This is a genomic window from Nocardia arthritidis, assembly GCF_011801145.1.
In the GTDB taxonomy this organism is placed as follows: Bacteria; Actinomycetota; Actinomycetes; order Mycobacteriales; family Mycobacteriaceae; genus Nocardia; species Nocardia arthritidis_A.
The window spans coordinates 9900103-9926445 of sequence record NZ_CP046172.1 but is presented as its reverse complement, the minus strand read 5'-3'; the positions used below and the strand labels follow the sequence as shown (position 1 = coordinate 9926445).

At 66.1% G+C, this 26343-nt stretch carries 26 protein-coding genes and 1 pseudogene; 11 read left to right on the top strand and 16 right to left on the bottom strand.

The window, feature by feature from the left end; translation table 11 throughout:
- Position 1: 1 nt before the first annotated feature.
- Positions 2-1882 carry an ABC transporter ATP-binding protein gene (locus tag F5544_RS45370; protein ID WP_167478819.1) on the bottom strand — a complete coding sequence of 627 codons (1881 nt, stop codon included), beginning with the start codon at positions 1880-1882 and terminating at the stop codon, positions 2-4.
- Between the two features lie 437 nt (positions 1883-2319).
- Between F5544_RS45370 and F5544_RS45365 the strand changes: the two genes are divergently transcribed.
- Together F5544_RS45365 and F5544_RS45360 are read left to right on the top strand one after the other, a co-directional pair.
- Positions 2320-3111 (top strand): SAM-dependent methyltransferase, encoded by a 792-nt coding sequence (locus F5544_RS45365; RefSeq protein WP_238847009.1) that lies wholly within the window; start codon positions 2320-2322, stop codon positions 3109-3111.
- A gap of 27 nt (positions 3112-3138) precedes the next feature.
- Positions 3139-6060 carry an FAD-binding and (Fe-S)-binding domain-containing protein gene (locus tag F5544_RS45360; protein ID WP_167478818.1) on the top strand — a complete coding sequence of 974 codons (2922 nt, stop codon included), beginning with the start codon at positions 3139-3141 and terminating at the stop codon, positions 6058-6060.
- Between the two features lie 420 nt (positions 6061-6480).
- Here the strand turns inward: F5544_RS45360 and F5544_RS45355 are convergent, their stop codons facing one another.
- The 3 genes and pseudogenes from F5544_RS45355 to F5544_RS47740 all read right to left on the bottom strand — a co-directional run.
- Positions 6481-7806 carry a serine hydrolase gene (locus F5544_RS45355; RefSeq protein ID WP_167478817.1) on the bottom strand — a complete coding sequence of 442 codons (1326 nt, stop codon included), beginning with the start codon at positions 7804-7806 and terminating at the stop codon, positions 6481-6483.
- A 46-nt stretch (positions 7807-7852) separates the two neighbouring features.
- Positions 7853-8188: a DUF3887 domain-containing protein gene (locus tag F5544_RS47745; protein ID WP_255663632.1), complete on the bottom strand. Its 336-nt coding sequence runs from the start codon at positions 8186-8188 to the stop codon at positions 7853-7855.
- Between the two features lie 24 nt (positions 8189-8212).
- Positions 8213-8326, bottom strand: a pseudogene (locus tag F5544_RS47740) (DUF3887 domain-containing protein); the annotation flags it as partial.
- Positions 8327-8752: 426 nt separating this feature from the next.
- Between F5544_RS47740 and F5544_RS45345 the strand changes: the two are divergent.
- Complete coding sequence (locus tag F5544_RS45345) at positions 8753-9658, top strand: DNA-3-methyladenine glycosylase family protein (RefSeq protein ID WP_167479962.1); 906 nt, start codon at positions 8753-8755, stop codon at positions 9656-9658.
- A gap of 5 nt (positions 9659-9663) precedes the next feature.
- Here the strand turns inward: F5544_RS45345 and F5544_RS45340 are convergent, their stop codons facing one another.
- Together F5544_RS45340 and F5544_RS45335 are read right to left on the bottom strand one after the other, a co-directional pair.
- Positions 9664-9879 carry a hypothetical protein gene (locus F5544_RS45340; RefSeq protein WP_167478815.1) on the bottom strand — a complete coding sequence of 72 codons (216 nt, stop codon included), beginning with the start codon at positions 9877-9879 and terminating at the stop codon, positions 9664-9666.
- Positions 9870-10109, bottom strand: a complete 240-nt coding sequence (locus tag F5544_RS45335) for a hypothetical protein (protein WP_342760406.1) — start codon at positions 10107-10109, stop codon at positions 9870-9872. The genes F5544_RS45340 and F5544_RS45335 overlap by 10 nt, the downstream gene beginning before the upstream one ends.
- 412 nt (positions 10110-10521) lie before the next feature.
- Between F5544_RS45335 and F5544_RS45330 the strand changes: the two genes are divergently transcribed.
- From F5544_RS45330 to F5544_RS45315, 4 genes are all read left to right on the top strand, one after another.
- Positions 10522-11451, top strand: a complete 930-nt coding sequence (locus tag F5544_RS45330; protein WP_167478813.1) for a helix-turn-helix domain-containing protein — start codon at positions 10522-10524, stop codon at positions 11449-11451.
- Complete coding sequence (locus F5544_RS45325; protein WP_167478812.1) at positions 11448-11645, top strand: DUF397 domain-containing protein; 198 nt, start codon at positions 11448-11450, stop codon at positions 11643-11645. The genes F5544_RS45330 and F5544_RS45325 overlap by 4 nt, the downstream gene beginning before the upstream one ends.
- Before the next feature lie 13 nt (positions 11646-11658).
- Positions 11659-11886, top strand: a complete 228-nt coding sequence (locus tag F5544_RS45320) for a DUF397 domain-containing protein (RefSeq protein ID WP_167478811.1) — start codon at positions 11659-11661, stop codon at positions 11884-11886.
- Between the two features lie 144 nt (positions 11887-12030).
- Positions 12031-12228 carry a hypothetical protein gene (locus F5544_RS45315; RefSeq protein ID WP_167478810.1) on the top strand — a complete coding sequence of 66 codons (198 nt, stop codon included), beginning with the start codon at positions 12031-12033 and terminating at the stop codon, positions 12226-12228.
- Positions 12229-12285: 57 nt separating this feature from the next.
- On the opposite strand, the gene F5544_RS45310 is transcribed toward F5544_RS45315, so the two are convergent.
- From F5544_RS45310 to F5544_RS45275, 8 genes are all read right to left on the bottom strand, one after another.
- The gene (locus tag F5544_RS45310) at positions 12286-13032 is read right to left on the bottom strand and encodes a succinate dehydrogenase/fumarate reductase iron-sulfur subunit (protein ID WP_167479961.1); all 747 of its coding nucleotides are present in this window, start codon (positions 13030-13032) and stop codon (positions 12286-12288) included.
- A gap of 2 nt (positions 13033-13034) precedes the next feature.
- Positions 13035-14975, bottom strand: a complete 1941-nt coding sequence (locus tag F5544_RS45305) for a fumarate reductase/succinate dehydrogenase flavoprotein subunit (RefSeq protein ID WP_167478809.1) — start codon at positions 14973-14975, stop codon at positions 13035-13037.
- Between the two features lie 31 nt (positions 14976-15006).
- The gene (locus F5544_RS45300; protein ID WP_428847209.1) at positions 15007-15816 is read right to left on the bottom strand and encodes a hypothetical protein; all 810 of its coding nucleotides are present in this window, start codon (positions 15814-15816) and stop codon (positions 15007-15009) included.
- A 500-nt stretch (positions 15817-16316) separates the two neighbouring features.
- A complete protein-coding gene (locus F5544_RS45295) occupies positions 16317-16679 on the bottom strand; it encodes a hypothetical protein (protein ID WP_167478807.1) in 363 nt (120 codons plus the stop codon).
- Positions 16680-16819: 140 nt separating this feature from the next.
- Positions 16820-17107 carry a hypothetical protein gene (locus F5544_RS45290; protein ID WP_167478806.1) on the bottom strand — a complete coding sequence of 96 codons (288 nt, stop codon included), beginning with the start codon at positions 17105-17107 and terminating at the stop codon, positions 16820-16822.
- 249 nt (positions 17108-17356) lie between these two features.
- Positions 17357-18316, bottom strand: a complete 960-nt coding sequence (locus tag F5544_RS45285; RefSeq protein ID WP_167478805.1) for an alpha/beta fold hydrolase — start codon at positions 18314-18316, stop codon at positions 17357-17359.
- A 379-nt stretch (positions 18317-18695) separates the two neighbouring features.
- On the bottom strand, positions 18696-20645 hold the full coding sequence (locus tag F5544_RS45280) for an acyl-CoA dehydrogenase family protein (protein WP_167478804.1): 1950 nt from the start codon (positions 20643-20645) through the stop codon (positions 18696-18698).
- 127 nt (positions 20646-20772) lie between these two features.
- On the bottom strand, positions 20773-21957 hold the full coding sequence (locus F5544_RS45275; RefSeq protein ID WP_167478803.1) for an AAA family ATPase: 1185 nt from the start codon (positions 21955-21957) through the stop codon (positions 20773-20775).
- 171 nt (positions 21958-22128) lie between these two features.
- On the opposite strand from F5544_RS45275, the gene F5544_RS45270 reads away from it, so the two are divergent.
- The 3 genes from F5544_RS45270 (at position 22129) to F5544_RS45260 (ending at position 23815) form a co-directional block, all read left to right on the top strand.
- Positions 22129-22404, top strand: coding sequence for a hypothetical protein (locus F5544_RS45270; RefSeq protein WP_167478802.1), 276 nt, complete (start codon positions 22129-22131; stop codon positions 22402-22404).
- 448 nt (positions 22405-22852) lie between these two features.
- Positions 22853-23425, top strand: coding sequence for a C40 family peptidase (locus tag F5544_RS45265; protein ID WP_167478801.1), 573 nt, complete (start codon positions 22853-22855; stop codon positions 23423-23425).
- Between the two features lie 3 nt (positions 23426-23428).
- Positions 23429-23815, top strand: coding sequence for an RNA-binding S4 domain-containing protein (locus F5544_RS45260; RefSeq protein ID WP_167478800.1), 387 nt, complete (start codon positions 23429-23431; stop codon positions 23813-23815).
- A gap of 166 nt (positions 23816-23981) precedes the next feature.
- Here F5544_RS45260 and F5544_RS45255 read toward each other — a convergent pair whose 3' ends face one another.
- Together F5544_RS45255 and F5544_RS45250 are read right to left on the bottom strand one after the other, a co-directional pair.
- Positions 23982-25130, bottom strand: coding sequence for a cation:proton antiporter (locus F5544_RS45255; RefSeq protein ID WP_167478799.1), 1149 nt, complete (start codon positions 25128-25130; stop codon positions 23982-23984).
- On the bottom strand, positions 25127-25516 hold the full coding sequence (locus F5544_RS45250) for a hypothetical protein (RefSeq protein WP_167478798.1): 390 nt from the start codon (positions 25514-25516) through the stop codon (positions 25127-25129). Before F5544_RS45250 ends, F5544_RS45255 begins: the two co-directional genes overlap by 4 nt.
- Positions 25517-25835: 319 nt before the next feature.
- On the opposite strand from F5544_RS45250, the gene F5544_RS45245 reads away from it, so the two are divergent.
- Complete coding sequence (locus F5544_RS45245; RefSeq protein ID WP_167478797.1) at positions 25836-26264, top strand: hypothetical protein; 429 nt, start codon at positions 25836-25838, stop codon at positions 26262-26264.
- Positions 26265-26343 lie beyond the last annotated feature (79 nt).

Genomic DNA, 26343 nt, shown 5'->3' with positions numbered 1-26343 from the left:
ATCAGGCCGCCACCTGTTCGGTGTCGTCGGCGAACTGCGTCCGGTACAGCTCGGAATACCGCCCGTCCGCGCCGAGCAGCTGTCCGTGCGTGCCCTCCTCGATGATCCGGCCGTCCTCGAGCACCAGGATCCGATCCGCGTTGCGGATGGTGGACAACCGGTGCGCGATCACCAAAGCCGTTCTGCCGTCGAGGGCTTCGGCCAGCGCCTCCTGCACCGCGGCCTCCGAGGTCGAGTCGAGCGATGCGGTGGCCTCGTCGAGGATGACGACGCGCGGTTGTTTGAGCAGCAGCCGCGCGATGGTCAGACGCTGGCGTTCGCCGCCGGAAAGCCGGTAGCCGCGCTCGCCGACCACGGTATCCAGACCATCGGCCATGCTCTCGACCAGTTCGCGTAATCTGGCGCGCGTCAAGGCATCCCACAGCTGCGCCTCGGTGGCCTCGGGCCGGGCCAGCAGCAGATTCTCCCGCACGGACGCGTGGAAGAGATGGCCGTCCTGGGTCACCAGGCCGACGGTGTCCTGGATGGACCGGCCGGTCAGCTCGCGTACGTCGACGCCGTTGAGCCGGACCGCGCCGCCGTCCACGTCGTACAGGCGCGAAACCAGTTGGGCGATGGTGGATTTCCCGGCGCCGGACGAGCCGACCAGTGCGATCATCTGCCCGGCCCGCGCCTGGAACGAAATCCCGTGCAACACCTCGACTCCGCCGCGGGTGTCCAGGGTCGCGACATCCTCCAGCGAGGCGAGCGAAACCTTGTCGGCGGCCGGATAGGCGAAGTGGACGTCGTCGAATTCCACCGAAACCGGGCCGGCCGGAACCGGTTTCGCATCGGGCGCGTCCTCGATGAGCGGTTCCAGATCCAGGATCTCGAAGACCCGCTCGAAGCTCACCAGCGCCGACATGATGTCGATACGGGCGCTCGCCAGCGAGGTGAGCGGGCTGTACAGCCGGGTGAGCAGCAGCGAAAGCGAAACCACCGCACCGGCATCCAGCTGCCCGCGCAGCGCGTACCAACCGCCGAGCCCGTACACCAGCGCCACCGCCAGCGCGGAAACCAACGTCAGCGCGGTGACGAAGACGGTCTGCAGCATGGCGGTGCGCACCCCGATATCGCGCACCCGTCCGGCGCGCAGCGCGAATTCGTCGGACTCCTGCTGCGGCCTGCCGAACAGTTTGACCAGGGTGGCGCCGGGCGCGGAGAACCGCTCGGTCATCTGGGTGCTCATCGCGGCGTTGAGCTGGGCAGCCTCGCGCTGGATACCGGCGACCCGGACCCCCATGCGCCGCGCCGGAATCATGAACAGCGGTAACAGCAGCAGCGCGAGCAGCGTGATCTGCCACGACAGCCGCACCATCACCGCCAGGGTGAGCAGCAGCGTCACGATATTGGTGACGACGCCGGAAAGCGTCGAGCTGAACGCCCGCTGCGCGCCGATCACATCGTTGTTGAGCCTGCTCACCAGCGCGCCGGTGCGGGTGCGGGTGAAGAAGGCGACCGGCATCCGCTGTACGTGATCGAAGACGGCGGTCCGCAGGTCGAGGATCAGGCCCTCGCCGATGCGGGCGGACAGCCAGCGGATCGCGATGCCGAGCGCGGCGTCCAGCACGGCCACCGCGCCGATGATCGCCGCGAGCGTCACCACCGAACGCGGGGCGGCATGCCCGACGATATCGTTCACCACCCGCCCGGCGAGCACCGGATTGGCCACCGCGAGCAGCGCCGACGCGATGCTGAACACCAGGAATCCGAGCAGCGGCAGCCGATGCGGCCGCGCGAACGCGATGATGCGCCGGGCCGTCGCACGGCTGAACGCGCGCCGCTCCTGCGGCGCGTGCGCCTGCCGATACAGCTGACTCCAGGCCACCGACTCGATACTCATGCCACCCGTTCCTTCCATGCCCGGACCATCCAACTCCGGTGCACCGACACTAAGACCTCAACAAAAGTTGAGGGCAAGTGTTCCCGGGCCCGCCGGCGTTCGCCGATGGCGAATTCGCCGGGTCGTCTTCGCGGCCGTTCCAGCTGGAACCGGCATTTTGGAAGGGGGCGAATCGTTCGCCGGTTTCCGTCCCGAACGGTAGGCGGTGCGTTGTTTACGTCGATGAGAATGTGAGCATCCGGGATTTGCCGCTGGTGCGGGCCTCTTTCCCCGGTGCGGCCACGCCGGATCGCGGCGCGAACCGCTGGGATAGCATCGCGCCGTCGACGATGCGACAGGAGAATAAGACATATCGGAGTTATGCGAAACCTCCGATACCACAAGCGAATCGGCGTAATCGATGGCGCGGAGCCGATGACTGATTCGAGGGAGGCACGGTGCCGGAACATCCGCGCGCACCGGTGGGCGTCGATCCGTCGAAGCCGAATGCGGCGCGCATATACAACTACATGCTCGGCGGCAAGGACAACTACGAAATCGATCAGCTGGTCGCCCATCGCATGCTCGCCGTCGCACCGGATACCAGAACCATGGCCTGGTTCAGCAGACAATTCATGCTGCGCTGCGTGCAGTTCACCGCCGAGCAGGGCATCCGTCAATTCATCGATATCGGCGCGGGAATACCCATTTCACCCAATGCGCACGAGGTGGCGCGCAAGATCCAGCCGACGGCGCTGGTGGCGTCGGTCGACTACGACCCGGTGGTCGACGCGCACGCCCACGCGGCGTTCTCCGCCGCGCCGGGCGTGACGCCGATCCTCGCCGATGTGCGCAGGCCCGTCGAGCTCATCGAGCGGTGCCACACCGAGGCCGGAATCGACTGGTCCGAGCCGGTCGCGATCCTGCTCGTCGGCGTCATGCACTACGTCATGGACGACGAAGGCCCCGACGACATCTTCGCCCGCCTGCGCGATGCCATGGCGCCGGGCAGCTACCTGGCCCTCACCCACGGATGGGACGAAAGCGCCAGGGACTTCATGGCTCAATCCACGAACGACACCTTCGGCAGCTCCGCGCAGATCCGATTTCGCTCGGAGACCGAGGTCGCCCGGCTGTGCGAGGGCTTCGAACTGATGGAACCCGGCCTGGTGCCGATCCAGCAATGGCTAGACGAAAACCTGCCGGTCACCCGGCTCGCCCTGCTGAGCGCCGTCTGCCGGAAGAAGTGATTCGGCGGCCCCATCTAGGCTGGCTTAATGGCCGAGGATCGGATGGTGGCCGCGCTGCGCGGGCGATTGGCGGGCGAGGTGGATGGGTCGGTGCGGCGGCGGGCGGAATACGCCACCGACGCGTCGAACTATCGGGTGCCACCGCTGGCCGTCGTATTTCCGCGATCCGCCGCCGATGTGTCCGCGACACTCGAATTTGCCAGGGCCGAGGGCATTTCGGTGACACCGCGGGGTGCGGGCACCTCGGTGGCGGGCAATTCGATCGGGCCCGGGATCGTGCTCGATTTCAGCAGGCATATGAACGCGATCCTGGAGATCGACGCCGAAACCCGGCTGGCCCGGGTGCAACCGGGCGTTGTGCTTTCGCGACTACAGGCGGCGGCGCGGCCGCACGGGCTGCGGTTCGGCCCCGATCCGTCGACGCAGAATCGGTGCACGCTCGGCGGGATGATCGGCAACAATGCCTGCGGTCCGCGCGCCGTCGCCTGGGGCCGCACCTCGGATACCGTGCGCGAACTGCGAATTCTGGATGGTACGGGCACCGAGCGGATACTCGCGAACGAGCTGTCGGCGGTGCCGGGACTAGCCGAATTCACCGGGGCGAACCTGGCCGTTCTGCGCACCGACCTCGGCCGGTTCGACCGCCAGGCCTCCGGGTACGGCCTGGAACATCTACTGCCCGAACGTAATTCGGCCGTGGCGAAGGCATTCGTCGGCAGCGAGGGCACCTGCGGGCTGCTGCTCGATGCCACCTTGGAACTGGTCGAGCTGCCGCGCGCAACCGTGCTGACCGTGCTCGGCTACGCCGATATGGCAAGTGCCGCAGACGATATCGCCTCGGTCATGGCCTGCGGGCCGATCGCGGTGGAGGGTATCGATGCGCGGCTGGTGGAGGTGGTGCGCGCCCACCGCGGCGCGGTGCCGGACCTGCCGCGCGGTGACGGCTGGCTATTCGTGGAGACGGTCGGCGGTGATCAGGCCGAGGCATACGCGGCGGCCGAACGACTGTGCCGGACCGCGGGTGCGATCGACGCCAGGATCGTCACCGATCCCGTTGCCGCCGCGGCGCTCTGGCATATCCGGGCCGACGGCGCCGGACTGGCCGGCCGCACCCCCGACGGCCAACCGGCCTGGCCGGGCTGGGAGGACGCGGCCGTTCCACCCGCGAATCTCGGCGCGTACCTGCGCGAATTCGGCGAGCTGACCCGCACGCACGGAGTAGACGGACTGCTGTACGGCCACATGGGCGACGGCTGTATCCATGTGCGGCTCGATCTGCCGATCGCCGATGCGCCGAAACGCTTCCGTGCCTTCCTCTTCGACGCCGCGGAGCTGGTCGTCCGGCATGGCGGATCGCTGTCCGGCGAACACGGCGACGGGCGCGCTCGCTCGGAGCTGTTGCGTGTCATGTACTCCCGCGAGGTGCTCGACGTATTCGCCGGATACAAGGCGCTTTTCGATCCGGACAATGTGCTGAATCCGGGTGTTCTCGTCGACCCGCGCCCGATCGACGTCGACCTACGGCTGGCGGGTTTGCGAAAGGTCGGCGCCGCAGGCGGTTTCGCCTACCCGCACGACGGTGGCGATCTGCTGACCGCGGTGCACCGCTGTGTAGGCGTCGGCAAATGCCGCGCCGACACCCGCGCGGCGGGCGGTTTCATGTGCCCGTCCTATCTGGCCACCGCGGATGAGAAGGACAGTACCCGGGGCCGCGCCCGGGTGCTGCAGGATGTGGTGCGCGGCGCGCTACCGTGGTCCGATCCGGCGGTCGCCGAATCGCTCGATCTGTGCCTGTCCTGCAAGGCATGTCGCTCCGACTGCCCGGCGGGCGTCGATATGGCAACCTACAAATCCGAGGCGATGTACCGGCGTTATCGGCGTCGTCCGCGCCCGATCGACCACTACACCCTCGGCCAACTCCCCCGCTGGCTCACCGTGGCGACGCGAATACCCAAGCTGGCCAACGCGTTATCCGATATAGCCTGGCTGCGCCGCATCGGCCTGCGCGCCGCCGGAATTGATTCGCATCGGGAAATCCCCCGCCTCGCCGAGCGCAGCTTCCGCCGCATGTGGCGAGGGCGCGCCTCGGAACGCCGTGCCGGAGAGTCCGGGGATGCAGTCGCGCACACTCCGGCACGGCCCGCTGTCGCTCAGTCGGATTCGGCATTTGTCCAGGGCGGTACCGCGGATTCGGCCGCCGCGGCATCGGTGGCGGAACACCGGCCCGGCGTAATGCTGTGGGTCGACACGTTCACCGATGCGTTCGATCCGGAAATTGCTTGGGCCGCAGTCGAATTGATCGAGTCGCTTGGCTATCGGGTGCGGATTCCGCAGCGGCGGGTGTGCTGTGGGCTCACCTGGATCAGCACCGGCCAACTCGACGGGGCCCGGAAGCGTTTGCGCGCGACCCTGGCCGCGCTCGATGAGCATGTGGCCGCCGGCGGGATCGTCGTCGGCCTGGAACCGTCCTGTACGGCGGCGCTGCGATCCGATCTGCCGGAGTTGTTGCCCGACGATCCGCGGGCCGCCGCCACCGCGGCCGCCGTGCGCACGCTCGCGGAGTTTCTGTCCGAACATCCCGAGTGGCGGCCGCCCAGCCGAACCGGGAAGTCCGTTGTGGTGCAGCCGCATTGTCATCAGCATTCGATTCTCGGCTTCCGAACCGACCGGGAATTACTGGAGAAGACCGGAATGAAAGTGACCGAAATCACTGGATGCTGCGGACTTGCCGGAAACTTCGGAATGCGGCGCGGGAAATACGGCATTTCAGTTGCCGTCGCCGAGAACGGCCTGTTGCCCGCGCTGCGGGCGGACGCGTCGGCGATCCTGCTCGCCGACGGTTTCTCCTGTCGCACGCAGGCCGCGCAGCTGGCGGGCAGGCGCGGTGTCCACCTCGCGCAGCTCCTGTCGGGGCTCGACACAGTTCAGGACGCGTCCGCGGACGGTTGACGCGGCACGATGATTCGCGACCTCGGCAAACCGGCCTCGTACCGCGATAATCGGTCCACTCGATCGGCAACTCGGCCGCCGACCGCGAACAACAAACCGCGCACCCGGCCGCAGTGGTGGCGACGGGTGCGCGGTAAAGGGTGTCAGCTGCCGAACGGCAGGGTGCCCGGCGGAATCTGGTAACCCGAACTACCTGCGGAAACGTTACCCCAAGCATTGAGCAACCAGTTGAGCAAATTGGTGATCATTCGATACCTCCGTCGTGGCGCCTGCCAGCTGTTTGCCGATCGGAATCACTATCGCCACATTCACTAGTCGCGTTACAAAATACCGTGCGCCTAGCGCTTATATCGAATTGATATAGCAGAGCGGCGATTCGGCCGGTGCGACAACGGATTTCGCACCGGCCGAATCAAACGGTCAGCGCGCGGCCTCCTGGTCGGCGAGCCGGATCGCGGCGTGCGCGATACCGACCGCGTTCAGCGTCGTGGTCGCGGGCAGCTCCGCCTGCTGGTCGGACAGCATCACGCTGGCGACCAGTACCTTCCCGCCGGCGGTCCGCGCGAGATAGTTGAGGGTCAGCACGCCGGGCTCGGAACCGCCCTTGTACCACACCGTCGGGTACTGCGATGTCGGCAGCGCGATACCACTGTTGTTGATCGAGAGCGCGGTCCCGATCCCGCCACCATCTGGCTGCGAATTCGCTTGCCACAGACCGGTATACGCCCGGCAGATATCGTTCGGCGAGGCGAACCACTCCAGTGTGTCGATATTCTCCGGCCGCTGCCAGATGGCTATCCGGTCCCTGGGCACGGCATCGAGCGCGGGCAGTGCGGCGGCGCGCAGCGGTTGCGGCAGCGCCAGATACGCGTTCGCGGCGGTCGGGTAGGAATTGCCCTTGAGCGCGAAGATCTCCCTGGTGGTCAGGAACGGCAGGCTGCGCTGCGGATCGGCATTGCCGAAGCGGGACAGCTGCGCGGCGACCGCATCCCGGCCGATGGTGTGGATCAGGTGATCGGTGGCGGTGTTGTCACTGATCGAGATCATGTAATTGGCGTACTCCTGCAGGCTCAGCCGCGTGCCCGCGGGGCGATCCTGTAATACGCCGGACGGCAAGCTCTTCCAGTCCTCGTTCAGCGCCAGCTGATCGGACCAATTCAGCCGGTGGTCGGCGACCGCCTGCTCGAGCGCGCCGAGCACGTACAGCTTGAAGGCCGAACCGAGTGGCCGGGCAGTGTCCGGGTTGACGCCGTGGATCAGGCGGCAACCGTTCGAGTCGATCTCGGCCGCGGCGAACGATGCCTCCGGCGCCGAGGCGCGGAGTTCGTCATCGATCTCGGCCCACCTCTTGGCGATCGGCGCCAGCTGCAGCATCGTGATCAAACCCGCCGAGTCGACGGAGAGCACCGTCAGCCGGGTGCCGTCGGCGGAATCGAGCAGGGCCGATACCGCGGTCGGACTCGCCTGTGCCCCTGGCTGTTCGGTGAGTTTGCCGACGTGGACGAGCGCCTTGTTGAAACCGTCGGCCCCGCCGACCGCGGACAGCGCCGCGGCGGACAGATGTTCGGTGACTTCGGATTCCGGAATCGGGGCACGCGCCGACGCGCCCACGAACCAGCTCAGCTGGTCTTGTGCGGACGGCGGTGCGGCGGTCGCGCTCGTCGCCGGCGTCAGCAGCAGGCAGGCGGCGAGCGCGCAGGCCGCGCCGATCCGCCGAATCCGCTTGGCCCGACGTGTATTTCCCATTGTGTCCTCCGCGTGAGACGTGAATCGACTGCTGTCCTGGCGGCGGCTATACGGCCTCGGGAGGTCTGATGAACAGCCCGGTGACCTTGGCGTTCTCGTCGTAGAACACTCGCCCTGTCATCTCCCCGCCCTCGAATTGCATTGGTACGTAAGCCATGATGTGCGCGCCCGTGCGTCTGGTGAACGGCGCGCCCATTCCCTCGTACCGGCCGACCAGTCCGACGACCGTCGCCCAGGCGTCCGCGAGCCGGTCCTCGGTGATCTCGCGCAGCGCGGTGTCGTCGAAATCCCTGCGGACCTCCGCCCACCGGCCCTCGCGCCACGCGCCGAGCAGCGCCACCGCGTGTTCGACGAGGTCGGTTCGGGTGGATTCCCTCGGCATGACCGCCCCGGTCGCCGGATCGATATGCCTGCCGAACCGCTGGAATGCGGCCTGCCTGGTGGTGCCGAGCACCTCGCCGATCTCCTGCCAGGTGTGGCCCGCATCCCGTGCCCGGTCCACCGCGGCGCGCAGTGCCTCGTCGGCGCTGCGGGCGGTGTCCCGCGCACTCGCCACCCGAGTCAGCGGCGAAGTCGGATTCGTGACCACGTCGTAAATATGAGCTTTACGAGCATCGACTGTCAAGCCATCATTTACGGGATTGGTCTGGTGTGCCGGGTTCGATTCCGTGCGGTCGCGCTGCCGCCGCGCCGCGCTACGGCAGGTTGCGCTGCAATATTGCCGCTTGCGTCCGCGATCTGCCGGTGCGGGTAGCGGGCGACCGCATACCGGGCAGACCTGCTCTTTCGCGCTTCCAGCCACGATAATCTCCAATTTCGTGCTGCACATTTGGCACGAATACTAAAACGTGCTGACATAGCGGTCAATCTGTGCGGCGTTTCACGCGCGGCCCGGCAGAATGTCACGGTGCTTACCCACCCCGTCGGTCACCGGATATCCGAGCCGATGCGTCGCCGCATCACCGCGGACCGCCCGATCGATCTCGCCGCGACCGTGGCCCCGCTCGGCCGTGGCACCGGCGATCCATGCCATCGGGTGACCGGCGACGGCGCGCACTGGCACGCCTCGCGAATGCCGACCGGCCCGGTCACCTATCGCCTGCGGCAGCAGGATCGGCGAACGATCGACGCCGCGGCCTGGGGTGCGGGCGCCGCCGAATTCCTGGACCGGTTGGATCACATGCTGTGTCTCGACGAGGACGTATCCGGTTTCGCCCCGGTGCATCCCAAGCTCGTCGACGCCAACCGCCGCTTTCCCGGCCTGCGCATGCTGCGCACCGGTCTGGTGTTCGAGGCGCTGGTCCCGGCCGTGCTGGAACAGAAGGTGCACACCGTATCCGCCCGGGCCTCGTGGCGAAAACTGGTGCGCCAGTTCGGCACTCCGGCACCGGGCCCGGCGCCCGACGGCCTGCTGCTGCCGCCGGACGCCGAGACCTGGCGCCGCATTCCGTCCTGGACGTATCACCGCGCGAATGTCGGACCGCAGCGGGCCCAGACCATTGTCCGGGCGGCGCGGATCGCGAGCTCGCTGGAGAAAACCGCGGATCTGGCTCCGGCCGAGGCGGCCCGGCGCCTGTGCGGCGTGCCGGGCATCGGGGTGTGGACCGCCGCCGAGATCGCCCAGCGCGCCTACGGCGACGCCGACGCGCTCTCGGTGGGTGACTACCACCTGGCCGACATCATCGGCTGGACCCTGCTCGGCCACCCCATCGACGATGACGAGATGGTCGAGTATCTGGAACCGCTACGGCCACACCGCTATCGGGCCGTGCGGCTGCTCGAGGTCAGTGGCCACGCGCACAAACCGAAATTCGGCCCACGCACCCCGCTCACCGACCACACCTGGCACTGAGGAGGTCATCGCGGCGGATACGGTAGCGCGCGCTCGTCGAGCACGCATTTGCCCGCCTCGACCAGGGTGGTGCGCGCCCGGCGCCGCACCCGGCATCGATCGACGGTGCAGTCGATGTGCAATTGCATTGCGGCATGGGCCTGTTGGGTCGTCATCTCCCCCGGATCCCGGCCACACGCCAGCAGCGCCACCACCGGCTCACGCACACTGATCAATTGCATCGGCCCGCCCACGGCGCCTGCCAGACCACCATGCCAACGGCCTCCAGCGTGGTGAGCCCGACGTCGTCGGCGAAGGCGCCGACCGCCGCGACCAGCGGCGGCACCACATCGGCTACCTGCATGGCGGCGACGGCCTGTGCGCCGGTTAGCGTGCGCCCGGGGAGATAGGAAACCACCCAGCTTTCCTGCCCGACACTGCGGGCTTGATGGGGGGAAAGATCGCTGGTCATCAACGACGACCCTATGACGTGTACAGCCATGACTCCTCGTTCCTGCGTGCGATACCTGAAGCGGGCCCGGACATTTCGCCGTGCGGCAGCCGTTCCGTCCGCTCGGCGCCGGGCACACGCACAGCACACCATCGCGTCGCGGACCGAAAGGCGCCCTTGGTGGATATCCAAACTTTTGGCGCGAATTCCCAGCACGAAATCCATCGGGGGGAGGAACATTCTCCATAGTGGACGAGGGAGCGGCCGTTGCTCTCGACGTGCACTGTCACTGAATTGCCCTGAGCCCAAGCGAAGTCACGGGGAACCGAGCTTGTGGTGGCCCCGTGCGCGCTCGGGTCGGATCCGACCCATCGGCGTCCTCGGCGCGGCGATCCCGCGCGGCGGACGCGAACAACACAGAACGGAGCGGGCTGTGTCACCGAGATCGGCGAAAGCGGCGAAGAATTCGGACGACGAGGGCGACGATAGCGCGTCATCGACGCTGCCGCGCAGACAGCTCGGCAGGTATCTACGCGACTGGCGCACCCAGGCCGGACTCACCATCGCCGAGGCGTCGCGCCTGATGGAGTGGGGCGCGAGCACTTTGCAGCGGCTGGAGAAGGGTCAGGCGGACCGCATCCGCACCATCGACGTGCAGGAGTTGTGCCGCATCTACGGCATACCCGAGCCGGTCACCGATGGGCTGAAAGGCCTTGCGCTGCAGGCGGCGGTGAAGAGCTGGTGGCACGCCTACGGTGACCTGATTCCGGAAAACTTCGACGTCTACGTGGGTTTGGAGGCCTCGGCCAAGCAGCTCACCGCCTACCAGTCCGAACTCGTGCTCGGCCAGTTGCAGACCGCCGATTACGCGCGGGCGCTGATCCGGCTCGGCAAGCCGGAGGAGTCCGAGCCCGAGGTGGAGCGCAGGGTGCAGCTGCGGATGCAGCGGCAGTCACTGATCACCCGCAAGGCCTCGCCCGCGAATGTCGATGTGGTGCTTGATGAATCGGTATTGCGGCGGGTAGTGGGTGGCGTGAAGGTGATGGCGGCGCAGCTACGCCATCTCGCCGATTTGAGCACCAGGCCCAACATCACTTTGCGTATCCTGCCGTTCGCGGCCGGTATACCCCTCGGGGATTCGACCGGACCGTTCACCGTCCTGTGTTTCGGGACAGACAGCAAAGGGCAGCCTGTAGAGCCACCGGTGGTCTATGTCGAGGGCTTCACCGGGGATCTCTACCTGGAGAGGCTGGCCGATGTCCGGCGTTACCATCTGGCGCACGAGTGCCTGCGGCGCTGTGCGTTGGATATTCAGGAGAGCAGACATCTGCTCCGGCAGCTGGCGAAGGAGTATGTTGCATGAACAGTGAACTGGCCCAGGCAAATTGGTTCAAGAGCACACGCAGCGGAGCCTCCAAGGACTGTGTGGAGGTCGCGTTCCTCTCCGGCGATCGCGTCGGAGTGCGCGATAGCAAGAACCCCGCCGGGCCGGCGCTAGTGTTCGACAGAGGAGAGTGGGATACGTTCACCGCTGCCGTCGCCGGTGGCGCGATCTGAGGAGCACCACGGTATGAGTGTCAACAAGGGCGCCGCTGTCGACCTGACCAATGCCGTGTGGCAGCGGGCGGGCGATGGGGCCGGTAAGGACAGCGTCGAGGTGGCCATGCTCGCGGACGGTCACGTCGGCCTACGGGACGGGAAGAATCCGGACGGACCAGCGCTGATCTTCACGCCGGGCGAGTGGGCCGCGTTCATCGCGGGCGTACAGGACGGTGAGTTCGACCGTCCCGGCAAGTAGGACTGCGGCCGGGTCCGGCGGTGCGTCGGGCCCGGGCCACGTGCCGGATCGGCTGCGCGATCTTGCGCGGGTTGTTACAAAATGGAACACATTCGGCAACGGAATCGCGTTTGACTGTCCTGATTGCCGGGTAGACCACCTTTTGTGGACCGTGGGCTGAAGAATTCCAACGCCCGGTATCGGAAATTGCGGCCGGGCGATTGGGTTGAATGGTTGATCGTCACGCTGCTTTTCGCGGTGTCGGCGGTCGGGATCTTCATCCTCACCGGTTCGTATCTGTCGGCGCTGTTCGTCGGCCTCCTGGTGTGGGCGGTCGCGGTCGGCGTCGTGGCGCTTATGTGAACCCGGGTGCGCCGAAACAACCGGCCGAGTTCGCCTCGGCCGGTTGCGTCCAGCGATTCAGCGGCGGAACAGCTTGTTACCCAACCAGACCACCGGGTCGTACTGGCGGTCCACCACCCGCTCCTTCAGCGGGATCAGGGCATTGTCGGTGATCTTGATGTGTTCCGGGCACACCTCGGTGCAGCACTTGGTGATATTGCAGTAGCCGAGCCCGTGCTGCTCCTGGGCCTGCTGGCGCCGGTCGGCCACATCGAGCGGATGCATCTCCAACTCGGCGATCCGCATGAGGTACCTCGGCCCCGCGAACGCGTGCTTATTGTCCTCATGGTCGCGCACCACGTGACAGGTGTTCTGGCACAGGAAGCATTCGATGCACTTGCGGAACTCCTGCGAGCGCTCCACATCGACCTGCCGCATCCGGTAGTCACCGGGTTTGAGATCCGGCGACGGCGTGAACGACGGTATCTCCCTTGCCTTTTCGTAGTTGAAGGATACGTCGGTCACCAGGTCCTTGATCACCGGGAAGGTGCGCATCGGCGTCACCGTGATCAGCTCGTCCTGGGTGAAGGTGGACATGCGGGTCATGCAGAGCAGCCGCGGTCGCCCGTTCACCTCGGCCGAACACGAACCGCATTTGCCCGCTTTGCAATTCCAGCGCACCGCCAGATCGGGGGTCTGGGTCGCCTGTAGGCGATGGATGACGTCGAGGACCACCTCGCCCTCGTTCACCTGCACCGTGTAATCCTGCAGCGCGCCGCCGTCCAGGTCGCCGCGCCATACGCGGAATTTGGCGTCGTAACCCATTGTCACGCCTCACCTTCCGTGGCCGCGCCGGAGCTGGCCGGATGTCCGGCGAGTTCGGCGGGGGTGTAATACTTTTCGAGCTCGCCCAGGTCGAACAGGGCGAGCAGGTCTTCGCGCATCGGCACCTGGTCCTGCGGGACCACCCGCACATCGGGTACCGGATTCTTCGCGGTCGCCGGATCGATCGAGCACACCAGCAGCTTGTTGCGCCAGTCGGCATCCATGGACGGATGATCGTCGCGGGTGTGCCCGCCGCGGCTCTCCGTCCGCAGCAGGGCCGCCTGCGCGACACATTCGCTGACCAGCAACATATTTCGCAGATCGAGGGCGAGATGCCAGCCGGGGTTGAACTGCCGGTGCCCCTCGACCGTCACGGTGGCGAAGCGGCTGCGCAGCTCGGTGAGCTTCTCGACGGCCTGCTGCAGTTCGTGCTCCTTGCGGATGATGCCGACCAGATCGTTCATCGCCTGCTGCAGATCGGTGTGCAGGGTGTAGGGATTCTCGCCGGATCCGACACTCGGCGGATCGAACGGTGCGACAGCGGATTTCGCGGCCGCATCGATATCGGCATCGGACACCGTCGGGCGCTCGGACAGCTGCTCCACATAGGTCGCCGCGCCGAGCCCCGCACGTCTACCGAAGACGAGCAGATCCGAAAGCGAGTTTCCACCAAGGCGATTCGACCCGTGCATACCGCCGGAACATTCGCCCGCCGCGAAAAGCCCCGGCACCGTGGCGGCTCCGGTATCCGGATTCACCTCGATACCGCCCATCACGTAGTGGCAGGTGGGGCCGACCTCCATCGGCTCCTTCGTAATGTCGACGTCGGCAAGCTCTTTGAACTGATGGTGCATCGAGGGCAGCCGCCGCCGGATCTCCTCGGCGGGCAGCCGGGAGGCGATATCCAGGAATACGCCACCGTGTTCGGTGCCGCGCCCGGCCTTCACCTCCGAGTTGATCGCCCGCGCCACCTCGTCGCGGGGCAGCAGATCCGGGGTGCGGCGCGCGGAATCGTTATCCTTCAGCCACTGATCGGCCTCGGCCTCGGTCTCCGCGTACTGACCCTTGAACACCGCGGGGATGTAGTCGAACATGAACCGCTTGCCCTCGGAGTTCTTCAGCACCCCGCCGTCACCGCGCACACCCTCGGTGACCAGGATGCCCTTCACGCTGGGCGGCCACACCATGCCGGTCGGATGGAACTGCAGGAACTCCATGTTGATCAGCGTCGCCCCGGCCCGCAGCGCGAGCGCGTGACCGTCGCCGGTGTACTCCCAGGAATTGGAGGTCACCTTGTACGACTTGCCGATGCCGCCGGTCGCCAAAACGATTGCGGGCGACTCGAACAGCACGAACCGGCCCGATTCCCGCCAGTAGCCGAACGCGCCGGAGATCCGGTCGCCGTCCTTGAGCAGTTCGGTGATGGTGCATTCGGCGAAAACCTTGATGCGCGACTCGTAATCGCCGGTCTCCGCGTGATCCTCCTGCTGCAGCGAGACGATCTTCTGCTGCATGGTGCGGATGATCTCCAGGCCGGTGCGGTCGCCGACGTGTGCGAGCCGCGGATAGGTGTGGCCGCCGAAGTTGCGCTGGCTGATCCGGCCGTCGGCCGTCCGATCGAACAGCGCCCCATAGGTTTCCAGCTCCCACACCCGGTCCGGCGCCTCCTGCGCATGCAGTTCGGCCATGCGCCAGTTGTTGAGGAATTTGCCGCCGCGCATGGTGTCCTTGAAATGGGTTTGCCAACTGTCCTTTTCGTTGGCATTGCCCATCGAGGCGGCGCAGCCGCCCTCGGCCATCACGGTGTGTGCCTTACCGAACAGCGATTTGCACACCACCGCGACGGAAAGTCCGTGTTCCCTGGCCTCGATCACCGCGCGCAGACCGGCGCCGCCGGCCCCGATCACGACGACGTCGTACTTGTGCCGTTCCACTTCTGGCATGGCAGCGAATACTCCTGAAGTTTGTGGGCGGTCAGTTGATGAACCGCAGGTCCGAAATGTGCTTTCCGGCAACCAACATCACGTAGAAGTCGGTGAGCACGAGGGTGCCGAGGGTGGTCCAGGCCAACTGCATATGCCGGGTGTTGAGCTTGGAAACCTGAGTCCAGAACCAGTAGCGCACCGGATGGGCGGAGAAGTGCTTGAGCCTGCCGCCCGCGATATGCCTGCAGGAATGGCAGGACAGCGTGTACGCCCAGAGCAGGATCACGTTGATCAAGATGATGATGTTGCCGAGGCCGAAGCCGAATCCGCCCTTCGGACCGTGGAAGGCGTAGATCGCGTCCCAGGTGTTGACGAGTGAAACGATCACCGCCACATAGAAGAAATAGCGGTGCACGTTCTGGATGATCAGCGGCAGCCTGGTCTCGCCGGTGTACTTGGCGTGCGGTTCGGCGACCGCGCAGGCCGGCGGGGAGAACCACACCGAGCGGTAGTAGGCCTTGCGGTAGTAGTAGCAGGTCAATCGGAAACCGAGCAGGAACGGCAGCACCATGAAACCCAGCGGCAGGATGGCCGGGATATGCCCGAACCAGGCGCCGAAATGGGTGGAACCCGTCGCGCAATCGGTGCTGACACACGGTGAATAGAACGGTGTCAGGTAGTGGTAGCGCTCGTCCCAATAATCCGCTCGCACATAGGCTCTGACGGTCGCGTAGATGATGAACGCGGCCAGCCCGACGACCGTGGCGAGCGGTGGCACCCACCATCGGTCGGTGCGCAGCGTGCGTTCGCCGATCCGGGCCCTTGTCCTGCTGAATACTCCGGTTCCCGTTTCCGAGATAGTCGGTGCGGCACTCACGACTGCACCTCGCTGGCGCTCGGCTCCGTCGTGACCGCCGAGGGCGCTGTGTTCATGGTTCGCTCGCTGCGCTCGCTCACGGGTGGATGCCTCGCTGATCTGATGTGCGGTTGGTCATCATTACCTCCGCAGTCGAATGTGATGCTGAGCACCATACGACACCCCGGTGATGGCGTAAGCAGGGTCCCGGCAAACCTGACCCGCCGGAATGCCCGTGATTTGCGCCACATTCGGACATTCGGCACCGATCGGTGCGTTGTGGTGAACCGACCGCAAATTATTCGGTTTCGACCAAAAGGTTCGCTATCCGCTACGGGCTGCGGGTTGTTTCGGCGAATGCCGGGATACGCGGGATAACTGTTGAGCCGCAGGACTTTTCAACGATCGCGGGGCCGCAAACGACCAGCGGCCACGACATCGGGTGCCGATATCGTGGCCGCTGGCGAATGTGCGACGAAAATTGTTGTGCCGCAGGCGATGGATCAGCCGCGGTAGATCTCCACGTAGGCGTTGGTCACCACGCCGACGACGCCGGGACCGGTACCCGTGCAGCCGATCGAGGTGCGCTGACCCGTCGGCGTGAAGGGGTAGGTGAGGTTGTAGTAGGACCCGATGCCGTACAGCGGGAACGGCCCGGAGGCGTAGACGCCGACGCAGTCGACGTGCAGCACGTAGTTCGAGCCCCCGTCGGGCTGGCAGATCGCGGACGCGCTGAAAATGTCACGCTGGACGGCGCAGTCCTGTGGTGCGGCCTGAGCGGCGCCGGAGCCGATAACTGCTACGAAGGCCAGACCGGAGAGCCCGGCGGCCGCGACTCGCCCGGTGGCGGCGATCGCCCTTCTCATCGAAACCCCTTCGGTTGCAGTACATAAACGCTCAAAAGGCTATGTGTACCGCAACCGAATTGATTGCCCCAAGAACTACTGTCCCTAGGGTTGGGAAGACTATTCGGCCGCGCCGACCTCCGGCGCGGCCTGGACGCGCCCTACTTGGTGCGCGGCCGCGAGTGGAATCCCAGGCCCTCGTCCTGCGCCCCGAGCCAATCCGTCTCATCGGATTTGCTGTCGGGCACGTAGATGGTGTCCTGCGCGCGCCGGGTGACCACCGGTGGCGGCGACTGCTCGAACTCGTCGGCGTCTATGACGAGCCGTTCGAGATCGTTCTCCAGTCGGCGCACGGTGTTGGCGTCGCCGTAGTGGGTGCGCAGTGCGCCGATGGATTGCCGGAGCTGGCCGACCGCGTAGCGGAGTTCGGCGAGTTCGCTGCGTGTCATCGATACCTCCAGTGTTCCTCGGTGGGGCACGCGAACTTCGGTGGTAGCGCTGGTTCCATGGTCTGCCAGGACCCGGGCGCTGCCAAGTCGAGTGACGCACCGCACATCGTGATCTACAACACAGTACAGAACAAATACCGAAATGGCTCGTCGGGACCGCGATTCTGGCGGTTCGCCTGAAAGTTGCCGCAGCCTGAACCTTCCTTTTGGTAGGAATGACCACCCGGTCACCCGGCAACCGGCGAGCGCTCAACCGGCGGCCGCGTACTCCGGACCGGCCAGCGTCGTCAACGCCCGGTCGACGAGCGCGACGATGGACAGCGCCACCTCCTCGGCGCGCTCCAGGATCACGCTGTGCCCGGCGCCCTCGATCCGCACCAGTTCCGCGCCCGTCAGCTGCGAGGCCAGCACCACCGAATGCGCGAACGGCACGACGATGTCGGCGGATCCGGCCAGCACCAGCGCCGGGATGGCGCCGAGCCGGTGCAGCGTCGCGGTCTCGTCGAAGGCGCGCAGCGATGCGAGGAAGCTGGACATGGTGAGCAGCGGCGTCTCGTTCAGCATGGCCGTCGCCACCGCGATCATCCGCGGGCTCACCTTGCGGGTGCCGAAGGTGGCCTCCCGCATGATCGGCTCGAAGATCTTGCGGGACAACCGTTTCGACGCCTGCATCACGCGCGGCGCCCTGGTCACCGCGAGCTGCAGCGAATGCACCGCGTAGCGGTTCAGGAAGCGGCCGAGGCCGACCTCGGTGAGCCCGTTCGCGGCGCCCGCGATCAGCGCGACACCGGCGATGCGGGTGCCGACCGCGGCCGGGAACAGCCGGGCGTATGCGAGCACGACCATCGCGCCCATGGAATGGCCGACCAAGATGATCGGTCCGGTGGGCGCGATCGCGCGCAGCACGGTGTCCAGGTCGCCCGCCAGTTGGTCGATGGTGTACGTGGACGGGTGCGCGACACCGGATTCGCCGTGCCCGCGGTGGTCGTAGAAGACCATCCTGGTGTCGTCGCCCCACTGGCGCAGCAGTTGATCGCGCAGGAAGGTCCAGGATTCGGTGCGCAGGCAGTGGCCGTGTACGAAGACGACGGTGCGGGATGCGTCGGTGGCGCCGAAGGTGCGTACCGAGATCGGGACACCGTCATCGGCCGACACCGTGCTGCGGTGGCCGTCGAAATCGGCGGCGCGGCGGGCGATGGGCGAGGACATGACGTTCTCCTGGCTGACGGAGCGCTCTTGCCCGGTTGTCGAAGATGATTTCCGGTGCGTTAACCGCCCACACCTGCCGTTATGGACAAGTTGTCCAACCGACGCGGCGAATCGACCTGCGCGGGTTGTCAGGAGAATCTACTGAAGTCTAGGCAATAGACTAGATTTTTCTAGAAGACCATCGAAGGCCGCCTCGATGCCGAAGTATCGGGCGATCGAGCAGATCTCCTAGATATGTCTAGATTCCGCTATCGAGTGATGCGACCGAAGTCTGCGTATATATAGCGAATTTGCTAGCTCATCCGATATTTGGTGACAGACCGTTACCGCCGACGTCCCCGGCCCGGCACGACGTCGGCGGCGCCGGTCATGACCAGCCTCAGCCGCCCACCCGGGTGGACGGCAGGAACGGACGCAGCAGGTTCTCCTCGGTCGACGGACCCATCTGCCATTCGGCGATCCACGGTCCGGTGCCCTCGCTCGGATCCAGCACGCCGCCCTCCAGCCACTGGTACCGGCCGTCGAGGACATTGCGGGTGAGCGCGCGATCGTCATCGTCGGTGTTCTCCCACAGCGCGTCGAACAGCGCGCGCACCCGGATCCGGGACTGCCTGCAGAAGGCGTCGGCGAGTTCCTCGGCGGCCGCGGCCTCGGCGGCGCCCGCGGCGCGCAACGCCTGCGCGCGCACGCAGGCCGCCGCCATCGCGAAGAGTTCGGCGCCGATATCGACGATGCGGCCGAGGAAGCCCTGCCGGTACTCCAATCCGGCCTGCCAGCGCGCCATTCCGTACACCAGCGATCGGGCCTGCTTGCGCGAGCCGCGTTCGACGAAGCGCAAATGCCTTGCCAGCGAGCCGAATTCGGAATAGGGACCGGGCACCGTGCCCGCGCCGACGGTCAACTGCGGGAACCATTTCGCATAGAAGCCGCCCGCACCGACCGCCGCCTTGGCCTTGTCCTTGAACTCGGCATTGCGGTCGACCAGCGCACCCGCCGCCGACATGTGCGCATCGGCCATTTCGCGGGCGATCAGCAGTCGCATGATCTCGCTGGAACCCTCGAAGATGCGGTTGATCCGCAGATCGCGCACCAATTGTTCGGCGGCGACCGCACGTTCGCCGCGGGCCCGCAGCGAGGCGGCGGTCTCATAGCCGCGGCCGCCGCGGATCTGCACCAGCTCGTCGGCGATCCGGCTGCTCATCTCGGAGGCCCACAGTTTCGCCAGCGCCGCCTCGATGCGGATATCGTTGCGTCCCTCGTCGCACATGGTCGCCGAAAGATCAAGGGCCGCTTCGAGTGCGTAGGTGGTCGCGGCGATGAAGGAGATCTTCTCGCCGACCGCGCCGTGCTCGCCGACCGGCCGACCCCATTGCACGCGTTGCGAACTCCACTCCCTGGCGATCTTCAGCGACCACTTGGCGGCGGCGGTGCACAGCGCCGGAATGGCGAGCCTGCCCGCGTTCAGGGTGGTGAGCGCGATCTTGAGGCCGTCGCCCTCACGACCGATCAGGTTGCCCTTCGGGACGCGCACGTCGTACATCCTGGTGACGCCGTTCTCGATACCGCGCAGCCCCATGAACGAATTCCGGCGCTCCACCGTGATTCCCGGCGTATCCGCCTCGACGACGAAGGCGGAGATGCCGCCGCGATGGCCCTCGCTCTTCGGCACCCTGGCCATCACGACGAGCAGCTCCGCGACAACGCCATTGGTGGTCCACAGCTTCACGCCGTTGAGCAGATACGCCTCGCCGTCCTCGGTAGGCGTTGCGGTGCTTGCCATTCGGGCCGGATCGGAGCCGACGTCGGGTTCGGTGAGCAGGAAGGCGCTGATCGCGCCCGCCGCGCACCGGGGCAGGAATTCGGCCTTCTGCTCGGGGGTGCCCGCCAGCTTCAGCGGTTCCGGGACGCCGATGGACTGGTGCGCGGAAAGCAGCACGCCGAGGCTCGGATGCGCCGAGCCGACGAGCATCAGTGAGCGGTTGTAGCCGACCTGGGAAAGCCCCTGTCCCCCATATTCTTTCGGAATCTTCAGGCCGAAGCAGCCGAGTTCGGCCAGCCCCTTGACGTACTCCGCCGGTATGCGCCCCTCCGCCTCGATCACGCTTGCGTCGATGGTTTCGCAGAAGGGACGCAGCTTGGCCAGGTAGGCCTCGGTGCGCGCGGCGTCCTCCGCATCGGGTTGCGGATACGGGTGGATCAGGTCGAGCCGGAACCGTCCGAGGAACATCTCCTTGGCGAAAGATGGTTTGGCCCAGCTGGTTTCGCGAGATTCCTCGACTAGTGCCCGGGCCTGTTCTTCGGTGGCGTCGACTTTCGCGCTGGTCGCCATGATGTCCTCCTCGGAGGTGATCAGAATCACATTCGAGTGTAGGAAGTTTTGTTACCCGTCGGTAGGCCCGCAGGTCGACGGATTTCTATCAATCTCTAATGATCTTGATAGACAGGCGAATTCGCGGCTACGAAACGCTGCGCAGATAACGCCCGAAGTGCGGAACCGTGAAACCGATGGTGCCGCGCTCGGCCGAATAGATCAGACCCTTCTTGATCAGGCCGTCCCTGGCCGGCGACAGCGATGCGGGCTTGCGGCCGAGTTCGCTGGCCACCGCCGAGGTGGCCACCGGGCCGTCATCACCGGACAAATCGGCCATGGCGCGCATATATTCTCGCTCGGCGGGCGTAGCTCGCTCATAGCGGGAGCCGAAGAAACCGACCGCCAGTTCCTCCTCCGCCGCGGGCGCGGCCACCTCGACATCCTGTGCGGTGATCGGGCTTTCGGGCGCCTGATCCCAGGCCGCCTTGCCGTAGGCCTGCACGAAGTACGGATAGCCATCGGCCTTGCGGTACAGCGCGTCCAGCGCCGCGTCGGTGAACTTCACCTCCTCGCGCTGTGCCGGGGCGATCAGCGCCTGATCCGCGGATTCGCGGTCCAGCCGATCGATGCGGTGGTAGCTGAACAGGCGTTCCGAATAGCTCTTGGAGGCCGAGAGCACCGCGGGCAGATGCGGCAGGCCGGCGCCCACCACGATCAAAGGCGCTGCGTCCTGGCTCAATTCGTGACAGGCGCCGCAGATCGCGGAAATATCCGCCGGACCGAGATCCTGCATCTCGTCGATGAAGATGGCGATGCCGACCCCGATATCGCTGGCCAGGCCCGCGGCCTCCTTCAGCAGCTCGATCAGGTCGATCTCGATATCCCCCGAATCGGCGCGACCGGTGACCGCGGGGACGTCGATACCCGGCTGCCAGCGCTCGCGCATGCCCTTGTCCGCGGTGGCGCGCAACGCGAAAGCCTTGAGTATGCCGAGGAAATCGTCGACCCGCTCCGAATTGCGGTGCGCGGTCGCGATGGCCCGCGCGGACATGTGCAGCGCCGAGGACAGCGGGCGGCGCAACTCCTGGTCCGGCCTGGCCTCGATCTTGCCGGTGCCCCAGCCGCGCGAGATGGCCGCGGAGCGAAGTTGGTTGAGCAGCACCGTTTTTCCGACACCGCGCAAACCGGTGAGCATGACGCTGCGTTCCGGGCGACCGCGGGCGATGCGCTCCAGGACGACATCGAAGGCGTTGAGTTGCTTGTCGCGCCCGGCGAGTTCGGGCGGGCGCTGTCCGGCTCCGGGAGCATACGGATTCCGCACGGGGTCCATGCCCTAACACCGTAGCGCGTCGGTCGAGCCCTTTATGGGGCGATCTACGGCGTGTTCTAGATGACCTTAGGTTCCTGTCGCGGAATGTTGTATTCACACTATTGCCGTCGGCGTATAACTCTCTACGCTGGTTGCGGTTTCGCGTTGTGTCCGGTTCAGGAACGGAGCGGCATGTCCGACGACTTCACCCCAAGCACCTCCGCCGAAGTGGTGGAATCCTGGAACGTTCCGGCCGGAGCGACGGTCGCGGGCCGGATCCGGTCCAACATCCTGGTCGCCATCGAGCAGGGCTTCGACGATCCACAGCTGGTCGCCGATCTCGCGGTCGGCCCGCTGGTGATGGCGCTCGGCCAGCTGGAGGTCGGGCTGGCCGACGCGCGGCGGCGCATCGCCGAATTGGAGAAGGCGCTCGCCGACCGCAACCGGCGGAGCAACGGTGCGGAATAGACCAAATCGCCCAAATCGGTGTAACGGCCGTCGTTCTCGGTTCGATAACGGTAACGAGATCGCGTCGTTACCCACCGGCGTGTCGCGGGCTCACCGCCCGCGTACTGCAGGTTTGCCCCGCCTGTTGAAGCCCCGCTTAAAGCCCGACGCTGTGCGCTGGACAACATCGCTGCGGCATCGTAATCTTCTCGTGACTTAGTGGAGGGCAGCCGCCTCATAAGTGAGGCGACGCCACTAGGTCACCGCTTAAACGGCAGCTCGGACAACACATTCCGGCTGTCGTACCGGGAACCTCGGTTTGTCCAAGGTGTGTTCCGTGCGGCCTTTTTCAGGTCGCCGAACGCTCCGGTCGGCGGGTGAGCAGCAAGATCGGAGATGCAGCTCGGTGGGTAAGCACAGCTTGCAACGGGAATCTCGGGTTCCGAATTCCGTGAAGGGCGCCCTTGTTATGGGCGCAGCGGCCGTGACGACGGGAGCCTTCCCCGCGATTCCGGCCTTGGCCGCGACCATCAACGTGCCTGGCATGGGCAGCTTCGACCTTCCGGTGCCACCGGAATTCGAGCAGCAGGTCAAGCAGCTCAACGACACGCTCAACTCACCGCCGCCCGCACTCCCGCAGCAGATGCAGATCCCGGGCGCCCAGGGCTTCGACGCCATTCCGAACCCGTGGGACAACTCTCCCGGCCATGTCGCGCTGGACGCCGCCAAGACCAAGGTCGGCGCCATGTACTCCTGGGGTGCCGCGGGCCCCTACAACTTCGACTGCTCCGGCCTCGTCCAGTGGGCGTACCGCCAGGCGGGCATCGAGCTACCCCGCACCAGCTTCGAACAGTCGCATGTCGGCAGGCCGATCGCCTTCCAGGACCTGCAGCCCGGCGATATCGTCGTCACCAACGGCGGCGGACACGTCGGCATCTACGCCGGTGATGGCAAGCTGCTCAACGCGGTTCAGTCCGGTGAGCCCGTCACCTACACCTCGCTGCACCCCAACCAGGTCGTCACCGCGCGTCGTATCGTATAGCGGGTGACCGCTTCCGAACTCAGTCAGGCCCGAGTGGACTCCTGGACTTGGGCGGTTCGGTTGTTCAAAACGAGATCCGCTGCGGCGGAGGCCTGTCGAGGCGGACACGTGCGCGTCAACGGTTCGACAGCGAAGCCCGCGCAGCCGGTCAAACCCGGTGACGAGGTTCGGATTCGGGCCGGGGGTATCGAGCGGATTGTTATCGTTTCGCGGGTCATTACCAAGCGGGTCGGTGCTCCCATCGCCGCGCAATGCTTGATCGACCGCAGCCCCGCTCCGCCGCCGAAGGAGATTCTCGCGGCGATGCCGCGCCGGGATCGGGGATCTGGGCGGCCGACCAAACGTGAACGGCGCGAGACGGATCGGCTGCTGGGGCGAGGGGCCGAGTAGTCGCTTCGCGGTTTGTTGAGTACAAATTACTTCTCGCGCAAGCTATTGCGTCGTCGCAGCGGTCTGGCGCTGTAGCGCCGCATCGCGCCGATCAACCGGACACCCCGCATAGACGGAGTCAGGTTCATAATCGGGGTTCGGCGTAAACACTTTGTCAGCGGCTGAGTTAGGGGCTGGCGGTTGGGGTCGGTGTTCGCTTGGCGGCGAGCCAGCTGGCGGCTGCGGCGGCGGTCGCGATGGTGCCGAGGGCGCCGAGCATGAGGGCGGCGGCTTCGCCGGGGACCAGCACATGTAGTTGGGTGCCGACGGTTACGGCGGCGACCGGGACGCCGATTTGGGCGGCGGCCAGTGCGCCGAAGCCGACGGGTTGGCCGAGCAGGCGCGGGATCAGGTGCACGAGTACGGCTCCGAAGCCGAGGGCGAGCCCGAGCAGGATGAGCCGCGGGTGGGTGCCGAAGTCGCGCAGGTTCAGGCGGGCGCCGAGCCAGACGAAGAAGAGCGGACCCAGGAAGCCGTCGTTGATGGCGAACAGCTGTTTGGCCACTCGGCGCGGTTCGCCGACCGCCGCCACCGCGAGCCCGGCCGTGAAGCCCGCCAACATGATCGACACATGGGTCTGGGTGGCCACGGCGCACAGCGTGAACAGGATGGCGAGACTGCCGCGCAATTCGAGCGCGAAGGCCCGGTCCTCGGAGACCTTGTGGATCCGACGCCGAGTACCCGAACCCTCCAGCCAGCGCAGTAGGAAGTACAGCACCACCGCACAGCCCGCCACCGCGAGCGCCCCCAGCGCGGCGCGCCCGGCATTGCCGGGATCGATCACCAGCGGCAGCGCCACCACGCACGCGGTATCCGCGACGGCCACCTGCGCCGTCAAGGCCAGCACCGGTTTACCTTGCAGCCCAACGGAATCGATGATCGGCAGGACCAGCGCCGCCGAGGACGACGCCATCAGCACCGCGTAGATCGCGCCGTGCCCGGTGCCGAACCATTCGGCCACCCCGAATCCGGCCGCGGCGGCCAGCAAGCCGACCAGCACCGCGCGCAGCACGCCGGAGTCGAGCGCCGAGCGCACCGCCGGATCCCGCACCGGCACATGGGTTCCGGCGACGAACATGACGACGGCGAAGCCCATATCGGCCAGGAAGGTGAAGATCGGATCGGAGTAGTGCAGCACCCCGAATCCGGTGGTGCCGAAGATGATTCCGACCACCAGCTCGCCGAGGATCACCGGGATGTGCCACGCCTTGCGCAGCGCCAGAATCGGCCCGAACAGGCCGAGCGCCACCACGAGCGCGAGGGTGGAGAATGTCACGGGCGGGCCGCGATCTTCGCGGGGATGGCGATATTCTCGTCGGCCCAGTGGATGGCGCACACCCGGTGGTAGCCGTCGGCGATCACCATCGGCGCACCCTTGCGAAAATCACCGCGCACCAACAGGATCGGTGACAGCGATTTACCGGCATTGATCTTTATCAGGTCATTGCGGACATACGGATTCTCGGGCGAGAGCAGTTCCAGATTCGCGGCCCGCAGTATGTCCTTGGCCTTCTTGTGCACGATGGGCGCCTTGCGCAGGTCCTCGATCACCTCCGCAACGGTGTCCGGATCCGCGAGCAACTCCAAATAGTCGGCGGCCGCGGGATAATCATGCTCCTCCGGCTCGTCCTTCCATTTCACGGGAATATTCGCACTGGCCATCGAACAATAATGGCGCTCACCACCCCAGTTCACGAGCAGATCCGCGCGCGTTTCGGCACATCGACCGCCGACCGGTCGCGGGGCCGTCGATAGAGTCGCTCCGCGCCTGAGCCGGACGCCTGTGCGGGGTGCGTACCTGCTGTGTGTCGGCGGCCAGTCGAATCCCATCGGCGGTCACTTGGCGGGAAAATATCTGGCCCTCAGCCAATAACTTTCAGCTATTCCGCTGATGCGTGGAGGGCAATCGCTCCGTGCGGTCGTTTGGTGGCTGTCGGTTGGAGGTCTGGTCCGCGGCGTCATGGTTTGTGACACTGGTCCGGTGCGATACGAGGGTCCTCCGGAAGGCTATCTGGCCGAGGTGTGGTTTCCGACCGGGACTGAATACAAGGTGGCCAGACGTGGTACCACGATTTTGTGCAAAGACCGATTCGACAACCTGATCGACCCGGTACCGGATGCGGTCCTGCGGACCCGGGAGTATCCGGCCTGGGCGCTCATCCGGTATCCGGACGAGTTCAGGCAGGCGCTGTCGGTCGACACCGAGGTGCTGACGATAGCCATGGGCTTGAGCGAATGTTCGGCAGCTGCATTCGCTCAGCTCGCGGACCGGTTACCACCCCATCATCGGCCGGTATTCCTGGAGTTCGTCGGACGGTTGCTGACCGGGTGGGGCGAAGCCGAGCAGGCAGCGATCTTGCTCGATCTGGCCCGGACTATCGGAGCCGAGTATGGGACCGAAGCCGAATAGCCTCTGTGGTCCACGCAACTCGCTGTTCACGGGAAAATCTCGTGGCCGCTGACAGCTGTTGTGAAGCACCCGCCTGATG

Bases quoted from the DNA above. Each gene is read 5' to 3' on its own strand.
- F5544_RS47745 (WP_255663632.1), bottom strand. From the start codon at position 8,188: ATGCCGAGGGAATCCACCCGAACCGACCTCGTCGAACACGCGGTGGCG.
- F5544_RS45340 (WP_167478815.1), bottom strand. From the start codon at position 9,879: ATGCAATTGATCAGTGTGCGTGAGCCGGTGGTGGCGCTGCTGGCGTGT.
- F5544_RS45320 (WP_167478811.1), top strand. From the start codon at position 11,659: ATGAGTGTCAACAAGGGCGCCGCTGTCGACCTGACCAATGCCGTGTGG.
- F5544_RS45370 (WP_167478819.1), bottom strand. From the start codon at position 1,882: ATGAGTATCGAGTCGGTGGCCTGGAGTCAGCTGTATCGGCAGGCGCAC.
- F5544_RS45275 (WP_167478803.1), bottom strand. From the start codon at position 21,957: ATGGACCCCGTGCGGAATCCGTATGCTCCCGGAGCCGGACAGCGCCCG.
- F5544_RS45295 (WP_167478807.1), bottom strand. From the start codon at position 16,679: ATGAGAAGGGCGATCGCCGCCACCGGGCGAGTCGCGGCCGCCGGGCTC.
- F5544_RS45265 (WP_167478801.1), top strand. From the start codon at position 22,853: ATGGGCGCAGCGGCCGTGACGACGGGAGCCTTCCCCGCGATTCCGGCC.
- F5544_RS45335 (WP_342760406.1), bottom strand. From the start codon at position 10,109: ATGACCAGCGATCTTTCCCCCCATCAAGCCCGCAGTGTCGGGCAGGAA.
- F5544_RS45325 (WP_167478812.1), top strand. From the start codon at position 11,448: ATGAACAGTGAACTGGCCCAGGCAAATTGGTTCAAGAGCACACGCAGC.
- F5544_RS45280 (WP_167478804.1), bottom strand. From the start codon at position 20,645: ATGGCGACCAGCGCGAAAGTCGACGCCACCGAAGAACAGGCCCGGGCA.
- F5544_RS45355 (WP_167478817.1), bottom strand. From the start codon at position 7,806: ATGGGAAATACACGTCGGGCCAAGCGGATTCGGCGGATCGGCGCGGCC.
- F5544_RS45250 (WP_167478798.1), bottom strand. From the start codon at position 25,516: ATGGCCAGTGCGAATATTCCCGTGAAATGGAAGGACGAGCCGGAGGAG.
- F5544_RS45305 (WP_167478809.1), bottom strand. From the start codon at position 14,975: ATGCCAGAAGTGGAACGGCACAAGTACGACGTCGTCGTGATCGGGGCC.
- F5544_RS45310 (WP_167479961.1), bottom strand. From the start codon at position 13,032: ATGGGTTACGACGCCAAATTCCGCGTATGGCGCGGCGACCTGGACGGC.
- F5544_RS45285 (WP_167478805.1), bottom strand. From the start codon at position 18,316: ATGTCCTCGCCCATCGCCCGCCGCGCCGCCGATTTCGACGGCCACCGC.
- F5544_RS45290 (WP_167478806.1), bottom strand. From the start codon at position 17,107: ATGACACGCAGCGAACTCGCCGAACTCCGCTACGCGGTCGGCCAGCTC.
- F5544_RS45345 (WP_167479962.1), top strand. From the start codon at position 8,753: ATGCGTCGCCGCATCACCGCGGACCGCCCGATCGATCTCGCCGCGACC.
- F5544_RS45270 (WP_167478802.1), top strand. From the start codon at position 22,129: ATGTCCGACGACTTCACCCCAAGCACCTCCGCCGAAGTGGTGGAATCC.
- F5544_RS45360 (WP_167478818.1), top strand. From the start codon at position 3,139: ATGGCCGAGGATCGGATGGTGGCCGCGCTGCGCGGGCGATTGGCGGGC.